At 72.6% G+C, this 20,758-nt stretch carries 19 protein-coding genes; 3 read left to right on the top strand and 16 right to left on the bottom strand.

Going from position 1 to position 20,758, the window contains the following annotated elements; all coding sequences use genetic code 11:
- The first annotated feature begins 87 nt into the window (after nucleotides 1-87).
- Nucleotides 88-552 carry a M15 family metallopeptidase gene (locus ACLJQM_RS33175; RefSeq protein WP_410634253.1) on the top strand — a complete coding sequence of 155 codons (465 nt, stop codon included), beginning with the start codon at nucleotides 88-90 and terminating at the stop codon, nucleotides 550-552.
- Here the strand turns inward: ACLJQM_RS33175 and ACLJQM_RS33170 are convergent.
- The 12 genes from ACLJQM_RS33170 to mraZ all read right to left on the bottom strand — a co-directional run bounded on the left by ACLJQM_RS33170 (nucleotide 542) and on the right by mraZ (nucleotide 15,431).
- Nucleotides 542-1,384, bottom strand: a complete 843-nt coding sequence (locus ACLJQM_RS33170; RefSeq protein ID WP_410634251.1) for a cell division protein FtsQ/DivIB — start codon at nucleotides 1,382-1,384, stop codon at nucleotides 542-544. The genes ACLJQM_RS33175 and ACLJQM_RS33170 overlap by 11 nt on opposite strands.
- A gap of 4 nt (nucleotides 1,385-1,388) precedes the next feature.
- Nucleotides 1,389-2,786: a UDP-N-acetylmuramate--L-alanine ligase gene (murC, locus tag ACLJQM_RS33165; RefSeq protein WP_410634249.1), complete on the bottom strand. Its 1,398-nt coding sequence runs from the start codon at nucleotides 2,784-2,786 to the stop codon at nucleotides 1,389-1,391.
- The gene (gene murG, locus ACLJQM_RS33160) at nucleotides 2,779-3,903 is read right to left on the bottom strand and encodes an undecaprenyldiphospho-muramoylpentapeptide beta-N-acetylglucosaminyltransferase (RefSeq protein ID WP_247021220.1); all 1,125 of its coding nucleotides are present in this window, start codon (nucleotides 3,901-3,903) and stop codon (nucleotides 2,779-2,781) included. The genes murC and murG overlap by 8 nt, the downstream gene beginning before the upstream one ends.
- Nucleotides 3,900-5,420, bottom strand: coding sequence for a putative lipid II flippase FtsW (gene ftsW, locus ACLJQM_RS33155; protein ID WP_410634248.1), 1,521 nt, complete (start codon nucleotides 5,418-5,420; stop codon nucleotides 3,900-3,902). The genes murG and ftsW overlap by 4 nt, the downstream gene beginning before the upstream one ends.
- Nucleotides 5,407-6,813, bottom strand: coding sequence for a UDP-N-acetylmuramoyl-L-alanine--D-glutamate ligase (gene murD / locus ACLJQM_RS33150; RefSeq protein ID WP_410634246.1), 1,407 nt, complete (start codon nucleotides 6,811-6,813; stop codon nucleotides 5,407-5,409). The genes ftsW and murD overlap by 14 nt, the downstream gene beginning before the upstream one ends.
- Before the next feature lies 1 nt (nucleotide 6,814).
- The gene (mraY, locus tag ACLJQM_RS33145) at nucleotides 6,815-7,897 is read right to left on the bottom strand and encodes a phospho-N-acetylmuramoyl-pentapeptide-transferase (RefSeq protein ID WP_247021214.1); all 1,083 of its coding nucleotides are present in this window, start codon (nucleotides 7,895-7,897) and stop codon (nucleotides 6,815-6,817) included.
- Nucleotides 7,894-9,396 carry a UDP-N-acetylmuramoyl-tripeptide--D-alanyl-D-alanine ligase gene (locus ACLJQM_RS33140; protein WP_410634245.1) on the bottom strand — a complete coding sequence of 501 codons (1,503 nt, stop codon included), beginning with the start codon at nucleotides 9,394-9,396 and terminating at the stop codon, nucleotides 7,894-7,896. Before ACLJQM_RS33140 ends, mraY begins: the two co-directional genes overlap by 4 nt.
- Complete coding sequence (locus ACLJQM_RS33135) at nucleotides 9,393-10,937, bottom strand: UDP-N-acetylmuramoyl-L-alanyl-D-glutamate--2,6-diaminopimelate ligase (protein WP_410634489.1); 1,545 nt, start codon at nucleotides 10,935-10,937, stop codon at nucleotides 9,393-9,395. Before ACLJQM_RS33135 ends, ACLJQM_RS33140 begins: the two co-directional genes overlap by 4 nt.
- A gap of 236 nt (nucleotides 10,938-11,173) precedes the next feature.
- Complete coding sequence (locus tag ACLJQM_RS33130; RefSeq protein WP_247021210.1) at nucleotides 11,174-13,099, bottom strand: peptidoglycan D,D-transpeptidase FtsI family protein; 1,926 nt, start codon at nucleotides 13,097-13,099, stop codon at nucleotides 11,174-11,176.
- Nucleotides 13,099-13,833, bottom strand: coding sequence for a hypothetical protein (locus ACLJQM_RS33125; protein WP_360770095.1), 735 nt, complete (start codon nucleotides 13,831-13,833; stop codon nucleotides 13,099-13,101). The genes ACLJQM_RS33130 and ACLJQM_RS33125 overlap by 1 nt, the downstream gene beginning before the upstream one ends.
- Nucleotides 13,830-14,783 (bottom strand): 16S rRNA (cytosine(1402)-N(4))-methyltransferase RsmH, encoded by a 954-nt coding sequence (rsmH, locus tag ACLJQM_RS33120; RefSeq protein ID WP_360770092.1) that lies wholly within the window; start codon nucleotides 14,781-14,783, stop codon nucleotides 13,830-13,832. Before rsmH ends, ACLJQM_RS33125 begins: the two co-directional genes overlap by 4 nt.
- Nucleotides 14,784-14,999: 216 nt before the next feature.
- Entirely contained in the window at nucleotides 15,000-15,431 is a 432-nt protein-coding gene (gene mraZ, locus ACLJQM_RS33115; protein WP_125314530.1) for a division/cell wall cluster transcriptional repressor MraZ, read from the bottom strand.
- Nucleotides 15,432-16,153: 722 nt separating this feature from the next.
- On the opposite strand from mraZ, the gene ACLJQM_RS33110 reads away from it, so the two are divergent.
- A complete protein-coding gene (locus tag ACLJQM_RS33110) occupies nucleotides 16,154-17,119 on the top strand; it encodes a hypothetical protein (protein WP_410634242.1) in 966 nt (321 codons plus the stop codon).
- A 38-nt stretch (nucleotides 17,120-17,157) separates the two neighbouring features.
- Here the strand turns inward: ACLJQM_RS33110 and ACLJQM_RS33105 are convergent, their stop codons facing one another.
- The 4 genes from ACLJQM_RS33105 to ACLJQM_RS33090 form a co-directional block, all read right to left on the bottom strand.
- Entirely contained in the window at nucleotides 17,158-17,913 is a 756-nt protein-coding gene (locus ACLJQM_RS33105; protein WP_247021201.1) for an ESX secretion-associated protein EspG, read from the bottom strand.
- Entirely contained in the window at nucleotides 17,910-18,413 is a 504-nt protein-coding gene (locus tag ACLJQM_RS33100) for a PPE domain-containing protein (RefSeq protein WP_360770384.1), read from the bottom strand. Before ACLJQM_RS33100 ends, ACLJQM_RS33105 begins: the two co-directional genes overlap by 4 nt.
- A 76-nt stretch (nucleotides 18,414-18,489) precedes the next feature.
- Complete coding sequence (locus tag ACLJQM_RS33095) at nucleotides 18,490-19,014, bottom strand: DUF3558 domain-containing protein (RefSeq protein WP_360770087.1); 525 nt, start codon at nucleotides 19,012-19,014, stop codon at nucleotides 18,490-18,492.
- Nucleotides 19,015-19,018: 4 nt separating this feature from the next.
- Complete coding sequence (locus ACLJQM_RS33090; protein WP_247021197.1) at nucleotides 19,019-19,369, bottom strand: hypothetical protein; 351 nt, start codon at nucleotides 19,367-19,369, stop codon at nucleotides 19,019-19,021.
- Nucleotides 19,370-19,675: 306 nt separating this feature from the next.
- On the opposite strand from ACLJQM_RS33090, the gene ACLJQM_RS33085 reads away from it, so the two are divergent.
- Nucleotides 19,676-20,743, top strand: a complete 1,068-nt coding sequence (locus ACLJQM_RS33085) for an AAA family ATPase (protein ID WP_247021195.1) — start codon at nucleotides 19,676-19,678, stop codon at nucleotides 20,741-20,743.
- Nucleotides 20,744-20,758 lie beyond the last annotated feature (15 nt).

Here is a 20,758-nt window from a genome sequence, read left to right as displayed (position 1 = left end):
GCTCCCGATCGTACGAGCCGGTTCCTATCGGCGGCGTATCGAAAACCGGATACGGGCCGGCATCGCGGCCCTGCCTTGACTGGGCGCATGACTCCTCGCGAACTGGTCGTCCGCGGCGCCGTCCCCCACCCGGTGAGCGTCTTCGACGACGAGACCCCGGCGGTCGCCAACCTCGATCCGCAGCTGCTCGCCGCCCTGCGCCGAGCCGCGGCCGACGCCGGGATCCCGATCCTCGTCAACGGCGGCTGGCGGTCGCCCGAGTACCAGGAAGAGCTGTTCCGCCGGGCGGTCGCCGAGCACGGCTCGGAACGGGAAGCGCGCCGCTGGGTGGCCACGCCCGGCACCTCGGCGCACGTGTCGGGCAACGCCGTCGACGTCGGCCCCGCGGCGGCCCGGCGGTGGCTGTCCGAGCACGGTGCGGGGTACGGGCTGTGCCAGATCTACCGCAACGAACCGTGGCACTTCGAGCTGCGCCCCGAAGCTGTCGAGCACGGCTGCCCGCCGATGTACCCCGACCCGAGTCACGACCCGCGGACGAGGGTCAGGACGTGATCGTCGGCAGTTCCGGGGCCGCCACGTCGTAGACCTTGCCCTCCTGGGTCAGCAGGGCCGCCAGGACCTTCGCCTTGCGGTCCGTCTGCTCCGCCGTCCCCCAGCGGACGATCTTCCCGCTCGACAACGTGAACTCCACGCTCGCCGGTGTCTTCGCCGTCGCCGTCGTCACCTGCTTCAGCAACTGCTCCGGGATCACGCCGAGGACCGCCGTCACCGCTCGGGTCACCGGGTCGTCCGCCGACACCTTGGGGAGCTTCAGTTCCGGCAGGCCCGCCGGGCGGGCCGGGACCGTCTTGAAGACCACGCCGCCGCCGTCGACCAGGTGGACGCCGTCGCCGCCCGGGCCGCTGTCGAAGAACGCGATGGCCGTTCGCTCGGTCACCGTGATCTCGATCGTGCTCGGCCAGGAGCGGGACACCTCGACCGTCGCGATGCCCGGCATACCCGCCACCCGGTCGCGGATCTCGTCGGCGTCCAGGCGCAGCAACGGTTTCCCGGCCGGCACCGCCGCCGCCGCGCGGATCTGGTCCGCGCTCACCGTGCGCGCGCCCGCCACCGCGACGTCCTTGACGCCCAGCATCGAGCTGAAGAACAGCAGGTACACGCCCGCGACGACGGTCACCACGGTCAGCAGCGCGACCCACCGGCGGCGGATCTCGACCTGCCGGTTGGGCCGGTGGGGCCGGGTGCGCGGCGCCGTCTTCACGCGCGCGGCGCGGGTGCGGCGGCGCTCCTCGTCGGAGCGCCGCCCGCGCCGTTCCCGCGCCAGGGCAGCACGATCCCGATCGCCGGTTTCGGACGGACGGCGGCGTTCCCTGGTCGGACTCATGGTGTCAGCGCTTGTCCAGCTCGGCGAGGATCTCCGGGCCCAGCTGCGTCACGTCCCCGGCGCCCATGGTGACGACGAGGTCGTTGCCGCGAACGAGCCCGGCCACCAGGCCGGCGGCGACGTCGAACGCGGGCTCGTAGTGCACCGGCACGGTCACGCCATCGGCGATCAGCGCACCCGTGACACCCGGCTCCGGTTCCTCGCGAGCCCCGTAGACGTCCAGCACGACGACCTCGTCCGCCAGCGACAGCGCCGCGGCGAACTCCTTCGAGAACAGCTTGGTCCGCGAGAACAGGTGCGGCTGGAACACGACGACCACCCGGCCGTCCCCGGCCGCGGTCCGGACCGCGCGCAGCTGCGCGTCCACCTCGGTCGGGTGGTGGGCGTAGTCGTCGTAGACGCGGACGTCGCCGGAGCGGCCCTTGAACTCGAAGCGGCGCCGGACCCCGCCGAACGCGGCCAGCCCCTCGGCCAGCCCGGCGGCCGGCGCGCCCAGCTCGATCCCGGCCAGCAGCGCCGCGACCGCGTTGAGCGCCATGTGCTCACCCGGCACGGCGACCCGCACCGACAGCTCGGAGCCGTCCAGCAGGAGCCGCACGACGCCGCCGTCGGGGGCCGGCGCGTAGTCGAGCACGCGCGCGTCGTCCGGACCGGTGACCGTGCGGCCGTAGCGGCGCACCCGGACACCCAGCTCCGCCGCCTGCTTGCCCAGCTCGTCGGCCGCGGCGTCGTCACCGCAGACGATCAGCAGCCCGCCCGGCACGATCCGGCCCACGAATTCGGTGAACACCTTCGTGTAAGCCTCGGCGGTGCCGTGGTGGTCCAGGTGGTCGGGCTCGACGTTCGTCACGACCGCGACCGACGGCGAGTAGGTCAGGAACGAGCCGTCGCTCTCGTCGGCCTCGGCGACGAAGATGCCGCCCTCGCCGTGGTGGGCGTTGGCACCGGACTCGTTGAGGTCGCCGCCGATGGCGAACGACGGGTCGAGCCGGCAGTGCTGCAGCGCCACGGTGAGCATCGACGTCGTCGACGTCTTGCCGTGCGTGCCCGCGATGCAGGCGACGCGGTGCCCCTCCATCAGCCCGGCCAGCGCCTGCGCCCGGTGCAGCACCGGGATGCCGGCCTCGCGGGCCGCGGCCAGCTCGGGGTTGGTCTCCTTGATCGCCGTCGAGACGACGACCGCGGACGGCGGCTCGGGCAGCGCGGAGATGTTCTCGGCGCGCTGGCCGATGAACAGCTCGGCACCCTGGGCCCGCAGCGACAGCAGCGCGCGCGACTCCTTGGCGTCCGAGCCCGACACGAAAGCACCCCTGGCCAGCAGGATCCGCGCGATGCCGGACATGCCGGCGCCGCCGATCCCGATCAGGTGCGCCCGGCGCAGCTCTTCAGGCAGGTCAGGCACCGGCGGCCTCCAAGACGATGCGAGCGAGGGTCTCGTCGGCCTCGCGGTGACCCATGCCGACCGCGGCGGCGCTCATCTTCGCGACGCGGTCGGGGTCGGTGACCAGCGGCACGACCAGCTCGGCGACCTTGGCCGGGGTGAGCTCGGCGTCGTCGACCATCAGCGCGGCGCCGGCGTCGACCGCGGGACGGCCGTTCGAAGCCTGCTCGCCGTTGCCGTGCGGCAGCGGGACGAACACGGCGGGCAGCCCGACCGCGGTCACCTCGGCCACGGTCATCGCGCCCGACCGGCACACGGCGACGTCGGCCGCGGCGTAGGCCAGGTCCATCCGCTCCAGGTACGGCACCGGCACGTACGCCGGCTTGCCCGGGAACTCCTGCACGACCAGCGTGTTCTTCGGGCCGTGCGCGTGCAGCACGCCGACACCCGCGTCGGCCAGGTCCTTCGCCGCGCCGGACAGCGCGTTGTTGATCGACGCCGCGCCCTGCGAACCGCCGAACACCAGCAGCGTCGGCGCGTCCGGGTCCAGCCCGAAGTGCGCGCGGGCCTCGGCGCGCAGCGCGGCGCGGTCCAGCGAGGTGATCGAGCGCCGCAGCGGGATCCCGACGACCTCGGCCTTCGGCAGCGGGGTCCCCGGGACGGCGACGGCGACGCGCTCGGCGAACCGCGCGCCGACCTTGTTCGCCAGGCCGGCCGACTTGTTGGCCTCGTGCACGACGATCGGGACGCGCCCGCGCGCGGCCAGGTAGGCCGGCAGGGCGACGTAGCCGCCGAAGCCGACGACGACGTCCGCGCCGACCCGGTCCAGCACCGCGCGGGTCTTGCGCACCGAGTCGCGGACCTTCAGCGGCAGCCGCAGCAGCTCCGGTGTCGGCTTGCGCGGCAGCGGCACCGGCGGGATCAGCTCCAGGTCGTAACCGCGGGCCGGGACCAGCTTGTTCTCCAGGCCGCGCTCGGTCCCGAGGGCGATCACGGTCGCGTCCGGGCGCAGCCGCATGACGGCGTCGGCCAGTGCGAGAGCGGGTTCGATGTGTCCTGCGGTGCCACCTCCGGCGACCACGACCACAGGCCCTCTGCCCGCGGCTGATCGCTCGGTTCCCTTGACGGGCTTACTCACCAATGACCTCTCCGGTTCGCGGTACTCCGGGTACCACGGCTCGCTGTTGTCCGCGCGGCCCCGCCGCGAGCGGTGCTCGTGCGGGTCGTGCTCGTCCGTGCCGCGCTGCGGCGCACCGGCTCGCGGACCGACCTGCGCCGTTCCTGCGCCGGGGCGGCCCGCGCCGCACGGGGCGCGGGCCTGGCCGCCTTCGCCCCGGCGCGCGCCGCACCCTTGCGGGTGGCGGGCGGGCGGTACGGATCGGGCGCGGGCAGCCGCAGCAGGCGTCCGAATTTACCCGGCCCCTGTGTGCGCAGCGCGGCCACCGCCTCCGGTTCGTGCCGGGCCGCGTTCGCGAGCACGCCCATGATGAGCATGGTGATCACCAGCGACGTCCCGCCGTAGGAGATCAGCGGCAGCGTCACGCCGGTGACCGGCAGCAGGCCGACGACGTAGCCGATGTTGATGCCGGCCTGCGCCACCAGGAACACCGTCAGCGTGCCGGAGACGATCCGGATCCACGGGTCGATGTTGCGGGTGGCGATCCGCAGGCCGACGATCGCGACCCCGGCGAAGAGGGCCAGCACGACGACGCAGCCGATCAGGCCGAGCTCCTCGCCGATCAGGGCGAAGATGAAGTCGTTCTGCACGTTCGGCAGGTAGCCCCAGTTGGACGCGCCCTGGCCGAGCCCCTTGCCGAAGAACCCGCCATCGGCCAGTGCCAGCTTGGCCTGGTTGGCCTGGAAGCCCTCGGCGGTCGTGTCGGCGTCCGGGGAGAGGAACGACATGACCCGGTCGAGCCGGTAGGGCGCGATGACGGCGAGCACGAGCACGCCGGCCAGGCCGCCGGCGAGGATCACGCCGAACAGCCGTTTCGGGGCGCCGGCGAACCACAGCAGCGCCAGCAGGACGACGGCCAGGGTGACCGTGCCGCCGAGGTCCGGCTGCAGCATGACCAGGGCGAACATCAGCAGCGCGATCGGCACCACCGGCACCAGCAGGTGCCGCCACTGGTGGATCACGTTGTACTTGATCACCAGGATGTGCGCGCCCCAGAACGCCAGCGCGACCTTCGCGGCCTCGACCGGCTGGAAGGTGAAGTCGCCGAGCTTGAACCAGCCCTGCGAGCCGTTGACCGTCGAGCCGAGCGGGGTGAGCACGAGGACCAGCAGGCCGAGGCAGACCACCGTGGCGGTGGCCGACATCGCGCGGATCCGTTCCAGCTTGATCCGCAGGCCCACCCAGAACACGACCGCGCCGATCGCGACGAACACCAGGTGCTTGATGAACAGCGAGTACACCCCGCTGCCGGTCTTCGGGTTGTAGGACGCGACCGACGACGCCGACAGCACCATGACGGCGCCGATCACCGTGAGCACGCCGGTGAGGGCCAGCACGAGGTGGAACGACGCCAGCGGGCGCGAGAGCCACGCGGTCAGCGCGGTCCGGAAGGCGACGAAGCCGCTCTCCTTGCGCTCGCGGCGCGGCCGCTTCGGCGCTTCCCGGGGCTTGGGTGTCTTGGGCTCAGTGGCCGTCACTCGGCTCCCCCGCTGCGTCGTCGCGGAGGACGTGCACCGCCGCGGCGAACGCGTCGCCGCGCGCGCCGTAGTTCGGGAACATGTCCAACGACGCCGCGGCGGGTGCCAGCAGCACCACATCACCTGGCCGGGCCATCTCGCTGGCCGCACTCACCGCCGCAGTCATGGGTTCATGGTCACCCGGACGGAGGCTGTTCACCGGGACATCCGGCGCGTGTCGCGCGACCGCGGCGGCGATCACGGGTGAATCGACACCGAGTAGCACAACTCCGCGCAGGCGGCCCGCGATGCTGCTCACCAATTCGTCGACCGAAGCGCCCTTGAGCTGGCCCCCGGCGATCCACACGATGCTCTGGTGCGCGCGCAGCGACCCGGCCGCCGCGTGCGGGTTGGTCGCCTTCGAGTCGTTGACGTACCGGACGCCGGCGACCTCGGCCACCTCGACGGCCCGGTGCGGCGCGGGCTGGTACTCGCGCAGGCCCTTCAGCACGGCCTCCGGGGAGACGCCGTGCGCGCGGGCCAGCGCGGCCGCCGCGAGGGCGTTGGAGACGTTGTGCGGGCCCGCCGGGCGGACGTCGGCGAGGGTGGCCAGTTCCTCGGCGCTGGTCGCCGGGTCGGCCACGAACGCGCGGTCGACCAGCAGGTCTTCGACCAGGCCGAGCTCGCCGACCCGCGGGGTGTCGAGCTGGAAGCCGACGCGGCGGGCGCTCTCGGGCGCGTGCGCGCCGGCGATCCGGGTGGACCAGTCGTCGTCGGCGTTGTGCACGGCGACCTTGGCGCGGGTGTAGGCCCGGCCCTTCGCGGCCGCGTACTCGTCCATGGAGCCGTGCCAGTCGATGTGGTCCTCGGCCAGGTTCAGCACCACGGCCGCGTCCGGGGCCAGCGTCGAGGACCAGTGCAGCTGGAAGCTCGACAGCTCCACGGCGAGGACGTCGTAGCCCGCGCGGACCGCGTCGAGTGCCGCGTAGCCGATGTTCCCGCAGGCCACGGCGTTGGCGCCGGCCGACTTGAGGATCGACTCGAGCATGCCGACGGTGGTCGTCTTGCCGTTGGTCCCGGTCACCACGAGCCACGCCGGCGGGTGCTCGCGCAGCTGCCCGACCCGCCAGGCCAGCTCGACGTCGCCGATCACCTCGACACCGGCTTCGGCGGCGGCGACCAGCAGCGGCGACGTCGGCCGCCAGCCGGGGCTGGTGACGACGAGGACGACGTCTTCGGGCGGTTCGGTCAGCCCGGGCGCCAGCTCGGCGCCCAGGCCGTCCAGCTCGGCCAGCCGCTCGGCGTTGCCGTCGGCGACGGTGACGCGCGCGCCCAGCTCGGTGAGCACGGGCACGATCGACTTCCCGGTGACCCCCGCACCGGCGACGAGAACGTGACGACCGGAGATCTCCACGTCAGCCGCCGAAGCCGAGCTGCTCGCTGTAGAACAGGCCGAGCCCGAACATGCAGCAGATCGCCGAGAGCAGCCAGAACCGGATGATGACCGTGGTTTCCGCCCACCCGGCGAGCTCGAAGTGGTGGTGGAACGGTGCCATCCGGAAGAGCCTTCGCCGGGTCGTCCGGAACACCGCGATCTGCGCGACCACCGAGATCATCTCGACCATGAACAGGCCGCCGATGACGATGGCGAGCAGCTCGGTGCGGGTGGTCATGGACAGGCCGGCGACCAGGCCGCCGAGGGCCAGCGAGCCGGTGTCGCCCATGAAGATCTTCGCCGGGGCCGCGTTCCACCAGAGGAACCCGACGCAGGCGCCGGTGGCCGCGGCGGCGACCACCGCCAGGTCGAGCGGGTCGCGGACGTCGTAGCAGGCGGGCGCCGGGCCGTTGGCGCAGTTCAGCCGCTCCTGCCAGAACGCGATGACGACGTAGGTGGCCAGCACCATCGCCGCCGAGCCGCCGGCCAGGCCGTCGAGCCCGTCGGTGAAGTTCACCGCGTTCGACCAGCCGGAGATCACGACGTAGCAGAAGATCACGAAGATCACCGCCGGGAACGTGATCAGCGCGAGGTCGCGGACGTAGGAGAGGCTCTCCGACGCCGGCGTGATGCCGCGGGCGTCCGCGAAGTTCAGCGCCAGCACCGCGAACGCGATGGTGACCACGAGCTGGCCGACCAGTTTCGCGGTCTTGTTCAGCCCCAGGTTGCGCTGCTTGCGGATCTTGATGAAGTCGTCGAGGAACCCGACGATCCCCAGCCCCACCGCCAGCATCAGCACGAGCAGCCCGGAGGCCGTCGGCGCGCCGCTGCGGGAGTTGAACATCCAGTTGATCAGGTGCGCGGCGAAGTACCCGACGACCATCGCGATGATGATCGCGACACCGCCCATGGTCGGGGTACCGCGCTTGGACTTGTGTCCCTGGGGGCCTTCCTCGCGGATCTCCTGGCCGAAGCCCTGCCGGGAGAAGACCCGGATCAGGTAGGGCGTCAGCATGATGGAGACCAGCAGGCCCGCCGCGGCCGCGATCAGGATGCTGATCACGCGTCACCACCGTTCGAGCGATTCTCGGAGTTGTCGGTTTCCCGGGGTTCGAGCAGTGCTTCGGCGACCCGCCAGAGGCCGGCGGCCTTGGAGGCCTTCACCAGCACCACGTCCCCGGGGCGGAGCTGATCATGCAGCAGGGCGATGGCGGCGCGTACGTCGGGTACCAGGGTCGATTCCTCGCCCCAGGAACCCTCCTGGTGCGCCCCCTGGTGCATGGCCGCCGCTTCCGGGCCGATCACGACGAGCTTGGCGATGTTGAGCCGGACGACGAGGCGGCCGATCTCGTCGTGCGCGGTGATCGCGTCCGCGCCGAGCTCGCCCATCACGCCGAGCACGGCCCAGGACCGGCGGCCGCTCTCCCGCGTCATCGCCGCGAGGGCCTTGAGGCCGGCCCGCATCGACTCGGGGTTGGCGTTGAAGGAGTCGTTGAGGATCGTGACGCCGTCTTCGCGCGTCACGACCTCCATGCGGCGCGCGGACCGCCGTTCGAGGCCCGAGAGCCGCGTGGCGACCTCCGCCGGGGTCGCGCCCAGCTCCAGCGCGACCGCCGCGGCCGAAAGCGCGTTGCCGACGTGGTGCTCGCCGTGCAGCGGCAGCTTGACGTCGGCCTCGCCGGACGGGGTGACCAGCCGGAAGGACGCGCGGGCCTCGTCGTCGAGGGTGATGCCTTCCGCGCGGACCTGCGCGGACGGGCTCTCGCCGACGAACACGACGCGGGCCTTCGTGCGGCTCGCCATGGCGCTGACCAGCGGGTCGTCGGCGTTGAGGATCGCGACGCCGTCGGCGGGCAGGGCCTCGACCAGCTCGCCCTTGGTCTTCGCGATGCCTTCGCGCGAGCCGAACTCGCCGACGTGCGCGGTGCCGACGTTGAGCACGACGCCGATCTTCGGCGGCGCGATCTCGGCGAGGTGGGCGATGTGCCCGGGGCCGCGCGCGGACAGCTCCAGCACGAGGTGGCGGGTGCTCGCGTCGGCCCGCAGGGCGGTCCAGGGGTGACCGAGCTCGTTGTTGAAGGACCCGGGCGGCGCGACCGTCGGGCCGAGCGGCTCGAGCAGCTGCGCGATGACGTCCTTCGTCGACGTCTTGCCGGAAGAGCCGGTGACGCCGACGACGGTCAGCTCGCCCTCGGCCAGCCGCTGCACGACGTACCGGGCGAGCTTGGCCAGCGCGCCCAGCACCGCGGCGCCGGAGCCGTCCTTGTCGCCGGTCAGCGCGACCGACCGCTCGTGGGCCTCGCCCTCCCCCAATGGGGGCACGACGATCGCGGGCGCGTCGACCTCGCGGGCGGCCAGCACGGCGACGGCGCCGGCCTCGACGGCCTGCGCGGCGAAGTCGTGGCCGTCGACCTGCTCGCCCGGCAGGGCGACGAACAGGCCGCCGGGGGTGAGCTTCCGCGTGTCGAACTCCACGCTGCCGGTGACCAGCACGCCCGGTTCGGCGCGGTGCAGCCGGCCGCCGACGACGTCGGCGATCTCGGCCAGGCTGAGCACGATCACACATTCACCTCGAGTTTGTTGCGGATGGCCGCGGCCAGCTCGTCGCGGTCGGAGAACGGGTGCACGACGCCGCCGGCCTCCTGGCCGGACTCGTGCCCCTTGCCGGCGAGGAAGACGATGTCGCCCGGCCGCGCGAGCGCGACCGCGTGCGCGATGGCTTCGCGGCGGTCGCCGATTTCGATGACCTCGCCGCCCTCGGCGGGCCCGACCGCGCGGGCGCCGGCCAGCATCGCCGCGCGGATCGCCGCGGGGTCTTCGGAACGCGGGTTGTCGTCGGTGACGATCAGGAACTCGCTGCGGCGGGCCGCCGCCTCGCCCATCATCGGGCGCTTGGCGGTGTCCCGGTCGCCGCCGCAGCCGAGGACGGTGATGATCCGGCCCTCGGTGCGGGCCCGCAGCGCGTCCAGGCCCTGGGCGACCGCGGCCGGCTTGTGGGCGTAGTCGACGACGGCGGTGAACTCCTGGCCGACGTAAACACGCTCCATCCGCCCAGGCACCTGCACCTGCGCGAGCCCGGCGACGATGTGCTCCAGGCCCACCCCGGCGGTGCTCAGGATCGCGGCCGCGAGCACGGCGTTGGCGACGTTGAACTCGCCGGGCAGCGGGATCTTCGCCGCGGCGCTGGCGCCGTCCGGGCCGTGCAGGGTGAACGTCTGCTCACCGTGCGGGGTGGCCTCCAGGTCGGTGGCCTTCCACGCCGCTTCGGTGCCCGGGTCGGTGGTCACGGTGATCGTCTGCGGCGTGAGCAGCGCCTGGCCCCACGCGCTGTCGACCACGACGACCTCGCTGGTCGAGCGGCCGTCGAACAGCAGCGACTTCGCGGCGAAGTACTCCTGCATGTCCTTGTGGAAGTCCAGGTGGTCCTGGGAGAGATTGGTGAACGCGCCGACCGCGAACCGGGTGCCGTTGGCGCGGCCCAGCGCGAGCGCGTGGCTGGAAACCTCCATCGGCACGTGCGTGACGCCGCGCTCGAGCATCACCGCGAGCAGCGCCTGCAGGTCCGGCGCCTCGGGCGTGGTGAAGCCGCTGACCAGGCGTTCGCCCGCGATCCGCGTCTCGACCGTGCCGATCAGGCCGGTGGTCAGGCCCGCGGCCTGCAGCCCGGCGTCGACCAGGTACGACGTCGTGGTCTTGCCGGACGTGCCGGTGACGCCGAGGACGGCCAGGCGCAGGGAGGGCTCGCCGTAGATCCAGGCGGCGATCTCACCGAGGGCCGCGCGCGGGTCGGTGTGCACCAGGATCGGGACGCCGGCGTCGCGCAGGGCGGGCCGCTCGGCGCCCGCGGCGTCGGTGAGCACCGCGACGGCACCGGCGGCGACCGCCTGGTCGCTGAAGTCGGCGCCGTGGGCCCTGGCCCCCGGGAGGGCGGCGAAGAGGTCGCCGGGCAGCACGTGCTGGGCCCGCAGGGTGGTGCCGGTGACCGTGAGGTCGGCGGCGTCGGGCGAGCCGGCGATCAGCCGGGCGTCCGCCCTGGCGAGCAGCGTCGCCAGCGGGACCGGGTCGATGCGCGCCGGGCGGGGCGGCGCGGGGACCGCTTTCACCGGGCTTTCCGGCACCTGGGAACTGGACGAGGACACGGACACGGCCAAGAGGCTACCGGCGGCCGGTTCGGGCACCCGCACGCGGTACGGCGATTGCGCGCGGCTGAGGCAGATGTGCTAAGTGGCGACACGGACCTCGTTGCGCCGCAAGGACTTCGCGAGCGTTGCGGACCGATGTGGACGATGGGCGCGTCAAAGCCCCCTCACCCGCGTGAGGGGGCTTTGACGCACAGTGCTTACTGGACGATGAGCGGGACTTCCGGCGAAGGGCCGTCCGACAGCGGGATCTGGTACCGCTGCGTCAGGTACGACGCGATGCTGTGGAACAGCGGTGCCGCGGAGTGCCCGACCGGCAGCGTCGTGTCCGGCGCGTCCAGCCGGATGCCCACCACGAACCGCGGGTGGTCCGCGGGCAGGATGCCGGCGAAGGTGATGTTGTACAGGTGGTCGCTGTAGGCCTTCGTCCGCGGGTCGACCTGCTGGCCGGTGCCCGTCTTGCCGGAGATCTGGTAACCCTCGACCGCCGCCGTCGGCGCGGTGCCCTTCTGCACGCCCTTGCCGTTCTGGGCGACCGCGCGCATCATGTCGCGCACCGTCTTCGCCGTCTGCGGGCTGACCACCTGGACGCTCTTCGGCGCAGGCTCGGGCACCGTCGTCCCGTCCGGGTTGACCTTCGCCTTGACGATCCGGGGTTCGACGCGCAGGCCGTCGTTCGCGATCGCCTGGTACATCCCCGCCATCTGCAGGACGGTCATCGACAGGCCCTGCCCGATCGGCAGGTTGCCGAACGTCGTCGCCGACCACTGGCTGCGCGCGGGCACCACGCCCGCGCTCTCGCCGGGGAGGCCGACGCCGGTGCGCTGCCCGAGGCCGAACCGCTTGAGCAGCTCCGAGTAGTGCTCCTCGCCGATCTTCTGGGCGAGCAGCAGCGTGCCGATGTTGGACGACTTGGCGAAGATGCCGGCGGTGGTGAACGTCTGCGTGCCGTGGGTCCAGGCGTCGTGCACGGTCTTGTCGGCGACCTGCAGCGCGCCCGGCACCTGGATCGTCGACTCCGGCGTCGCGATGCCTTCGTCGATCGCGCCGGTGGCGGTGACGACCTTGTTCACCGAACCCGGTTCGAACGGCGTCGTGACCGCGGGGTTGGCCAGGTCCTCGTTGGTCCAGGTCGACTGGTCGTTGGGGTCGAACGTCTTGTCGTTGGCCAGCGCGTAGACCTCGCCGGTCTTGGTGTCCGTGACGACCGCCTGCCCGCCCTTGGCGTGCGACTGCTGGACGTAGTCCGACAGCTGCCGCTGCACCTCGTACTGCAGGTCGGAGTCGATGGTCAGCTCGAGGTCCGAGCCGGGGACCGCGGCCTGGAGGTCGTGCTCCGTGCCCGGGATGACGACGTTGTCGCTGCCGTTCTTGGTGTTGACCATCATCCGGCCCGGCGTACCCGCCAGGTCGTTGTCGCGCAGCAGCTCCAGCCCGACCAGGCCGTGCAGGTTGTGCTTGGAGACGTCCGGGTCGTCGGAACGCCAGTTCGCGGCGCCGACGATGTTCGAAGCCAGGCTGCCGCCCGGGTATTCGCGCAGCGCGCGCTTCTCGACGCCGATCCAGGCGAAGTGCTTGACGATGTCGGTGGCGATCGACGGCTCGACGTTGTTCACCAGGTAGGTGAAGGACGCCTGCTTGTGGAACAGGTCCAGCAGCTGCTGCTCGCCGATGACGTTCGGCAGCTTGCCGGCGATGTACTTCGCGGCGGCGGCGGTTTCGCTGTCGAAGGTCCGCGCGGTGCCGGGGTTCTTCGTCGCGAAGTCGTCCATGCTCTTGTGCAGCGCCTTGAGGTTCACCGAAAGCGTGCGCACCTCGACGCTGAACGCCAGCTTGGCGCCGCTGCGGTCCACAATGGACCCGCGCTGGGCCGGGATGTCGATGGTCTGGGTGCGCTGCCGCTCGGCCGCGGCGGACAGCGCCCCGGCCTCGAACCACTGCACCTGCACCAGTTTCCCGCCGGCGACGAGCAGCACGGCGACCAGGATCAGGCGCACGGCGGAGAACCGGGTGCGGTTGCCGCCGTTGCCCCGGCGCGCGGCCGCGCTGCGCGTCCCGGCGGAGTAGGTCCGGCGCGCGCTCCCGGCGGAGCGCGCGCGGACCTGTCCCCGGCTGGAAGAAGCCATCACTGACCGGCCCCCGGCTGCGCGGGCGGCGGCTGCTCCTCGGCGGGCACGGCGGGCTGGTCACCTTCGATCGGCGCGCCCTGCTGCGACTGCGTGCCCGCGGCGGGCGCGGCCGGCGGCGCGACCGGCACCGCCGGCGTGTCCCCCTTGGCCTTCTTGGGCTCGCCGACGAGCGAGGTCTTGCCGTCCGGGCCGACGACGATCCGCGCCGGGTCGCCGCCGGGCACCATGCCCAGCTGCTGGGCCGCGGGGGCCAGCGACGCGGGCGACTCGGCCTTGGCGACGTCGCGCTGGAGCTGTTCCTTCGCCTCGGCCAGGCTCGCGTTGGTGGTGCGCAGCTGCTCGAGCCGGTAGGAGTCGGCGATCGCCTGCGTGGACAGCCACAGCGTGGTGGCCACGCCGACGGCGAGCAGCGCCATCATCAGCAGCACGAACGAGGCGCGCGACTTCGGCAGCCGCAGCTTCAGCTTGAGCTTCGGCGCGGGCGTGCCGGGCTGGGCCGCCTTCGGCTGCGGGCGCGGCTCGCGCTCCTTGAGCAGGTCGGCCCGCTGGGCGCGGCGCGCGTAGGCGCGTTCGGCCGCGGACGTGCGGCCCCGCGACGCGCGCCGGGGCGACGCCTTGCCCGGCTCGGTGGTCTGCGGGTCCGGCTCGACGGTGGTCGAGGTGCGGGCGGCCTCGCTGCGTCCCCGCGTCGCCGGCGCGGTGCGGCGGCGGGACCTCGTGGGAGCGGTCATCGCGGCTCTCCGATCCTCTCTGCGGCCCGCAGCCGCACCGAGGCGGCGCGCGGGTTCCGTTCGATCTCCTCTTCGCCGGCCTTCTCGGCCCCGCGGGTGAGGAGCTTCAGCTCAGGTCCGTGTCCCGGCAGTTCGACCGGGAGCCCTTCCGGCGTGCGCGACTTCGCGAGCTCGGCCAGCGCCTGCTTGACGAGCCGGTCTTCCAGGGACTGGTAGGACTCGACGACGATCCGCCCGCCCGTCTTCAAGGCGCCCAGTGCCGCCGGCATGGCCCGGCGGAGCACCTCGAGCTCGCCGTTGACCTCGATCCGCAGCGCCTGGAAGGTGCGCTTGGCCGGGTGCCCGCCGGTGCGGCGGGTGGCGGCCGGGACGGCGTCGTAGAGCAGCTCGACCAGGCGCCCGCTCGTGGTGAACGGCTCCTGTTCGCGGGCTTTCACGACGGCCTTGACGATCCGCTGCGCGAAGCGTTCTTCGCCGTAGTCCCGCAGGATCCGGATCAGCTCGCCGGGCGCGTAGGTGTTCAGCACGTCGGCGGCGGTGAACCCGGTGGTCGGGTCCATCCGCATGTCCAGCGGCGAGTCCTTGGAGTAGGCGAACCCGCGCTCGGCCCGGTCCAGCTGCATCGAGGAGACGCCGAGGTCGAACAGGATGCCGTCGGCCTTGTCGATCTTCAGCCCCTCGAGGGCTTCCGGCAGTCCGTCGTAGACCGTGTGCACGAAGTCGACGCGGTCACCGTGGCGCGCGAGGCGCTCCCCGGACTTCTCGAGCGCGGCCGGGTCGCGGTCCAAGGCGACGAGGCGCAGCCGCGGGAACGTTTCGAGGAGGGCGTCGGAGTGGCCGCCGAGCCCGACGGTCGCGTCCACGAGGACGCCGTCTCGGTCGGCGAACACGGGGGTGAACAGCTCGACGATGCGCCTCAGCAGTACCGGGACGTGTTCGGGTGCCGTCATGGTGTTCCCTCCCCCTTTCTCGCCTGGGCGGCCCGGGGGAAATATGGCGGATGCCGTCAGGTCCCTGTCCGCCCGCTGCGGACCTGGTACCGGGGAAGGTGCACCAGGGCTGTTGAGCGGACAGAGGCCTCACGGCATCCGGGTGGGCTTCCCCTCTTCGCGCGGGCGGCGAACCTCTTCGTCCCCCGACGACGAAGGTGCACCGCGTCCGCACGTCTAGAAGACGCCCGGCAGTACTTCCTCTCGAGCCTTCGCGTAGCTGTCTTCGTGTTCTTCCAGGTAGCCCTGCCACGCTTGGGCGTCCCAGATCTCCAGCCTGGTGATCGCCCCGATCACCACGCACTCCTTGCTGAGCCCCGCGTAGCGGCGGAGCTCGGACGCGATCGTGATGCGCCCCTGGCCGTCCGGCCGTTGCTCGTCCGTCCCGGCGAACAGGTAGCGCTGGTAGGCCCGAACCGCCTCGTTCGTGAACGGGGCCTCGGCGACCTTGCGCGCCATCTGCTCGAACTCGGCGCGGGGGAAGACGAAGAGGCAGTGGTCCTGCCCCTTGGTGAGCATCAGCCCGCCGGCCAAGGCGTCGCGGAACTTCGCGGGCAGCGCGAGCCGCCCTTTGTCGTCCAGCTTCGGGGTGTGGGTGCCGAGGAACACGGCCTCCACCTCCCTACCGCACCCGGTGGCGAACCACCGTCTACGGCTCCAGGGCTTCCCTTCCGCCCCACTGGCCACCACCGTACCCCACTTTTCACCACAGTCAACGCGAGAAACCGACGGCTCACTCCGTCGTGTGGTCCGTTTGCGCAGGTCAACGAGGTGGGGGCAGGTGGGGGCCAGTGTGGGGGGCGGTGGCCAAGATCCCCCTCGGCGGGGGCCGGAGCAACCTCAGCTGTACCCCGGACGTCCGCATAACGGCCGCGAAGGAACCCGGAGGGCCCCGGGTGGGGCCCCGTGGGGACCCCGGTGGGGGTGCGTGGGGCTGCGGCTGGGAGCCCGTGGGGACCCGGGTGGGGATGCGTGGGGCCTTCGGTGGGGTCCCGTTGGGACACGGGTGGGGGCACGTGGGGCTGTGGGTGGGGCACGTGGGGCCCCCGGGTGCGGGCGCGCCGGGACGCCAGTGGGGGTGTGTGGGGACCGAGGGGAGCTCCCGGCTGGATCCAGCGAAGAGCACCCCGTCAACCCCGGCCGCGCGTGAATGTCATGAACGAGTCGTTCACCTCGCCGGACGCCATGAAAGAGTCGTTCATGACGTCCGGACCACACCGGGACTTGTCCACAGGCACGCGAAGTCACCCCGAGTAGTCCACAGATCGCGCAAAGCTCTGGTTCGCCCTGGCCGAGCGAGTCACGATCGGCGAGTGACAAGAGGATCTTGGATGCGCGACGCGGAAGCGCTCTTCGCGGCCAGCCGACGAGGCGTGATCGCGGTGGCGCACCTGGCGGCGCTGGGCGTGCCGCAGGGAACCAGCTACCGGCGGTGCCTCCCCGGCGGGCCCTGGCAGCGGCTCCTCCCGGGTGTGGTGCTGCTGCGCACCGGCGAACCCACACGGCGGCAGCTGGTCGAAGGCGCTCTCCTCCACTGCGGCGACCAAGCCGTGGTCACGGGTGTCGAAGCGTGCCGCAGGCAGGGCCTCGACCGGCCAGCCGTGCCGGGCGAGCTGATCCACGTCCTGCTGCCGCTGCACCTGAAGACCACCAGCACCGGCTACGTCCTCGTCGAACGCACCAAGCGCATGCCCGTTCCGGTCCGGTGCGACGGGCTCGTCGTCGCACCGGCGGTGCGGGCGGTGCTCGACGAGTGCCGGCGTTTGCGTGAGCGGGCACCGATCCGGGCCTTGCTCGCCGAGGCGGTCCAGCAGCTCGGCGTCGACCCGGCCGAGCTGGCCGCTGAGCTGGAGGCCGGCAGCAAGCGGGGAACCGCGTTGCCGCGTTCGGCGCTCCGGGAGATCACCGATGGCGCCCGTTCGGCCGCGGAAGCCGAAGCCATGGCGGTGTGGCGCCGGACAGGCCTGCCGGAGCCTGTCTGGAACTTCGAACTCCGCGATGACCGGGGCCGCTACGTCGCCACCCCGGACGCCTGGTTCGACGACGTCGCCCTCGCCTGGGAGATCGACTCCCGCGAGTTCCACTTCGGGCAGCCCGGGTATGCGGCAACCCTCGCCCGCAACAACCGCTACGCGGCCGCCGGCGTCGCCGTGGTCCAGACCGTGCCGAGCCGCCTGCGCGACGACCCCCGAGCCGTCGTCGCCGAGCTGATCTCCGCGTACCAGGCCGCCGCAACCCACCCGCGTCCGCCCGTGGTCCTGACCGGACGTCATGAAAGAGTCGTTCATGGCGCCTGACGACATGAACGACTCTTTCATGACGTTGCGGGGCCGGGTCAGTCCTCCGGAGTGAGCAGTGACGCGACCCGCGCCGCCAGGCGGGTGCTGTCCACCGGGGTCACGTTCACCCAGTCCTGCCCGCCCCGCCCCGGCGTCTTCGTCGCGCAATACGCGCCCACGTCCGTGTCGAACCACGACAGCCCGCCCACCCGCGCCACCCTCCCCGACGGGCCACGGCGGCTCACGCTGAACGACCCCGCCGAGTACACCGGGCGCGCCTGGATCGCCAGCACCTCCCGCAGCTGAGCCGACGAAGCCGCCGAAGCCGCGCCGCGGGAAGAGAACACCGGGTCCTCCACCGAGCCCGCCAAGGACGACGCCGGCAGGCTCACCCCGTACCCCGGGCCGGCCGTCAGCTCCGGGAGGACGTCGATGATCGCCGTGCACAGCTCCGCGTCGCGGATGGCCGCCAGTGCGATCGTCTGCTCCGGCTGAGTCGCCAGGACGCCCCGGCGGCCGCGGACCGCCGTCACCGCGCGGAACGGGGCTTCCGCCGTCATGTCCACCATCGCTTCGCACGCGACGAAGACCTCCGCCGACGCGAGCAGCGCGAGCCGCTCCGTCAACGCCGGCTCCAGCGCAGAACCGTCGTACAGCCCGCGCTCGGCCAGGTTGTCGTACACCGCCTTGCGGACCTCGGCGCGTTCCTCCTCGGTGCCGCCGACGCTGCGGACGCTCAGCGGCTCCGGCGGGCGGTCGTGGCCGAGGTCGGTCCACAGGATGTCGAACGCCGACGCCGAGACGCGGATCAAGCCTGCCCCAGCGACGGCGCGGCGGGGAACGTCTCGGCCGGCACGTGGCCGTGCAGCGCCGCGTCGCGGGTGCGCATCACGTCGATCGCCTTCTGCCGCGCGGCTTCCGCCTCGGCGCGGCGGGCCGCCAGCTCGTCCGACAGTCCCGCCAGGACCTGCAGGTTCCCCGACGAAGCCGCGTCCCGGATCATCGACGCCGGGTCGTAGCCCACCGGCGGCGGCATGTCGGCCCGGGCCCGCGCCGCCGCCTCCGCCTGCGCGCCGACCGCGCGGCCGACCGAAGCCGAGACGGCGGCGGAGTGCGAAAGCCAGTCCGCGGCCCGGCCGAGGGCCGCCCGCGCCGCGTCGCCCGCGCCGCCCCGCCAGTTCTCCCTCGACGACGTGATCAGCCCGGCCAGCTCGGCGGTCGACTCCTGCAGCCGTTTCGCCAGCCCGTCCCAGCGCGCGCCCGCCTCGCCCGCGGCGACCGGGTCGTTGCCCGCCTCGACCTCCGCGGCCATGGCCTCGTGGCTGTAGGACTCGTACCGCGCGGTGGGGACGGGCGGTTGGGCGTCGGGCACGGCGCACCTCTCGTGGTCAGGGCAGTTTCGGTTCCACCAGGCCGGCCACCGTGCCCGCGCGGCGGCACGCGAGCGGGGTGTCCGAGAAGCCGGTGTTGCTGACGTCGATCTGGACGCTGGCCGCGTCGCCGACCCCGAGCAGCACGGCGCAGGTGCCGTCGGCGGCCTTCTTGTCCATCACCTTCAGCGCCGGGTGGCTGCCGACCGTCGTCTTGGTCGCGGTCTTCTTCGCGACTTCGAGGTCGGCCAAGCCGTCGGTCTCGCTGAGGGTCACGGTGACGCCGAAGGCGCCGGGCACGGTCCAGTCGCACGCGCGGGCACCCGCGATCTCCTTGGGCTTGCCGAGCACGCTCACCCCGGCGCTCGAGCGGTCCTGGGGGCTGAGCAGCGTGCACGGGTCCATCGCGGCCAGGCCGGTCCACGCGACGGGCGGCGTCGACGACGCCGGGGTTGACGTGGTGTGGCCGATTCCGGTCCGCGGCGAGGTCTGCGCGCAGCCGGCGAGCACCACCAGCGCGACCGGGACCCCCAGCAGTCGCATCCGATCAGCCACCCGAGCAGTCCACCCCGTCCGCCGCCTGCTCGTCGGCGTGCTGGTACTTCGCCAGCGCCTCCGAGATCCGGTGCTTGAGCGTCTCGAGCTCCTTGCCGAACGCCGTCAGCTGCTGCACGGCCGACCCCTGGCCGCCGATGCCGTACTCGGCCATGAACCGGCCCAGCTCCCCCGCGTACCCGCCGCCGAGCGGCACCGTCCGCCCCAGCACCTTGGCCTCGCGGACCATCTCGCCGACGACGTCCTGCAGCCGGCCGAGCTTCCCGTAGGCGTCCGCGGCCAGCTCGGGCGCGACCGCGAAACCGCGCACGTCGAACGGCGGTTGCGCGCGCACGTCGCTCATGAGCGGTTACGCCTCTCTGTAGCCGGGCGACCTCGAAACGCAGCATACGACAAAGCGGGGTGTCAGCGGGAGCGCCCAGAATCGGGTGACAACACACCCGTTCGGGGTATCGTCGCTGCTTGCGCAGTGTCATCAACCGCCGTGGCGGGCGTGATTGCCCGGGGTTCACGGGGTTCCGGCCCCTGGTTCGCCCGGGTTTGACACACTGGATGGAAGGCTGGTCGCTGCGCGCGGACAGCAGCGATGGGGGCCGTTCGGCCCGGCGGTGCGCACAGTGCGCGCGGCCACGCGCCACCAGGAGGTCGAGTGACGTCGAGAATCCAGTCTGCGACGCCCGGATCGGGCGAGCAGGCATCCGGACGGCCGCCTTACCCGGCGGAGTCCACGGGCAACGGCCGGGCCGCCGGCCGGCCCGCCAGAGTGTCGCTGGACGAGCTGCACGAAACCGCCCGCCGGATCGCCGCCAACGTCGAACGCGTGCTGGTCGGCAAGCCCGACGTCATCCGGATCGCGCTGGTCACGCTGCTCGCCGAAGGCCACCTCCTGGTCGAAGACGTCCCCGGCGTCGGGAAGACGTCGCTGGCCAAGGCGCTCGCCCGGTCGATCGACTGCACGGTCAGCCGCATCCAGTTCACCCCGGACCTGCTGCCGAGCGACGTCACCGGCGTCTCGATCTACAACCGCCAGTCCGGCGAGTTCGACTTCCGCCCCGGCCCGGTGTTCGCGAACATCGTGGTGGGCGACGAGATCAACCGCGCCTCGCCGAAGACGCAGTCGGCGCTCCTGGAGTGCATGGAGGAGCACCAGGTCACCGTCGACACCTCGACCTACCGCCTCGAAGAGCCGTTCATGGTCATCGCGACCCAGAACCCGATCGAGATGGAAGGCACCTACGCCCTCCCCGAGGCCCAGCGCGACCGCTTCACCGCGCGCGTCTCCATCGGCTACCCCGACCAGCAGGCCGAGCTGGCCATGGTCGACGAGCACGCCGGCCACAACCCCCTCGAAGAGCTGCAGCCGGTGTCCGACGGCGAGACCGTGCACCGCCTGATCGAGACGGTCCGCAACGTGCACATGGCGCCGGAGGTCCGCCGGTACGCCGTCGACGTCGTCGCGGCCACCCGGCAGGTGCCGGAGATCCGCCTCGGCGCCTCCCCACGGGCCACGCTGCACCTGGTCCGCGCGGCGCGGGCGCAGGCGGCGCTGTCGGGCCGCGACTACGTCGTCCCGGACGACCTGCACACGGTCGCGGTCCCGGTGCTGGCGCACCGCCTGGTGCTGACCACCGAGGCCCACGCGGCGCGGCGGTCGGCGACCGACGTCGTGCGCGCGGTGCTGCACCGGGTCCCGGTGCCGCAGGGCTCCCGGCCCTAGCTGGTGACATCTGGG

The sequence above is a fragment of the Amycolatopsis sp. cmx-4-83 genome, assembly GCF_046548815.1.
Classification (GTDB): Bacteria; Actinomycetota; Actinomycetes; order Mycobacteriales; family Pseudonocardiaceae; genus Amycolatopsis; species Amycolatopsis pretoriensis_A.
Note: the sequence above shows the minus strand (reverse complement) of the source record. Positions and strands in the feature narration are given on the sequence as shown.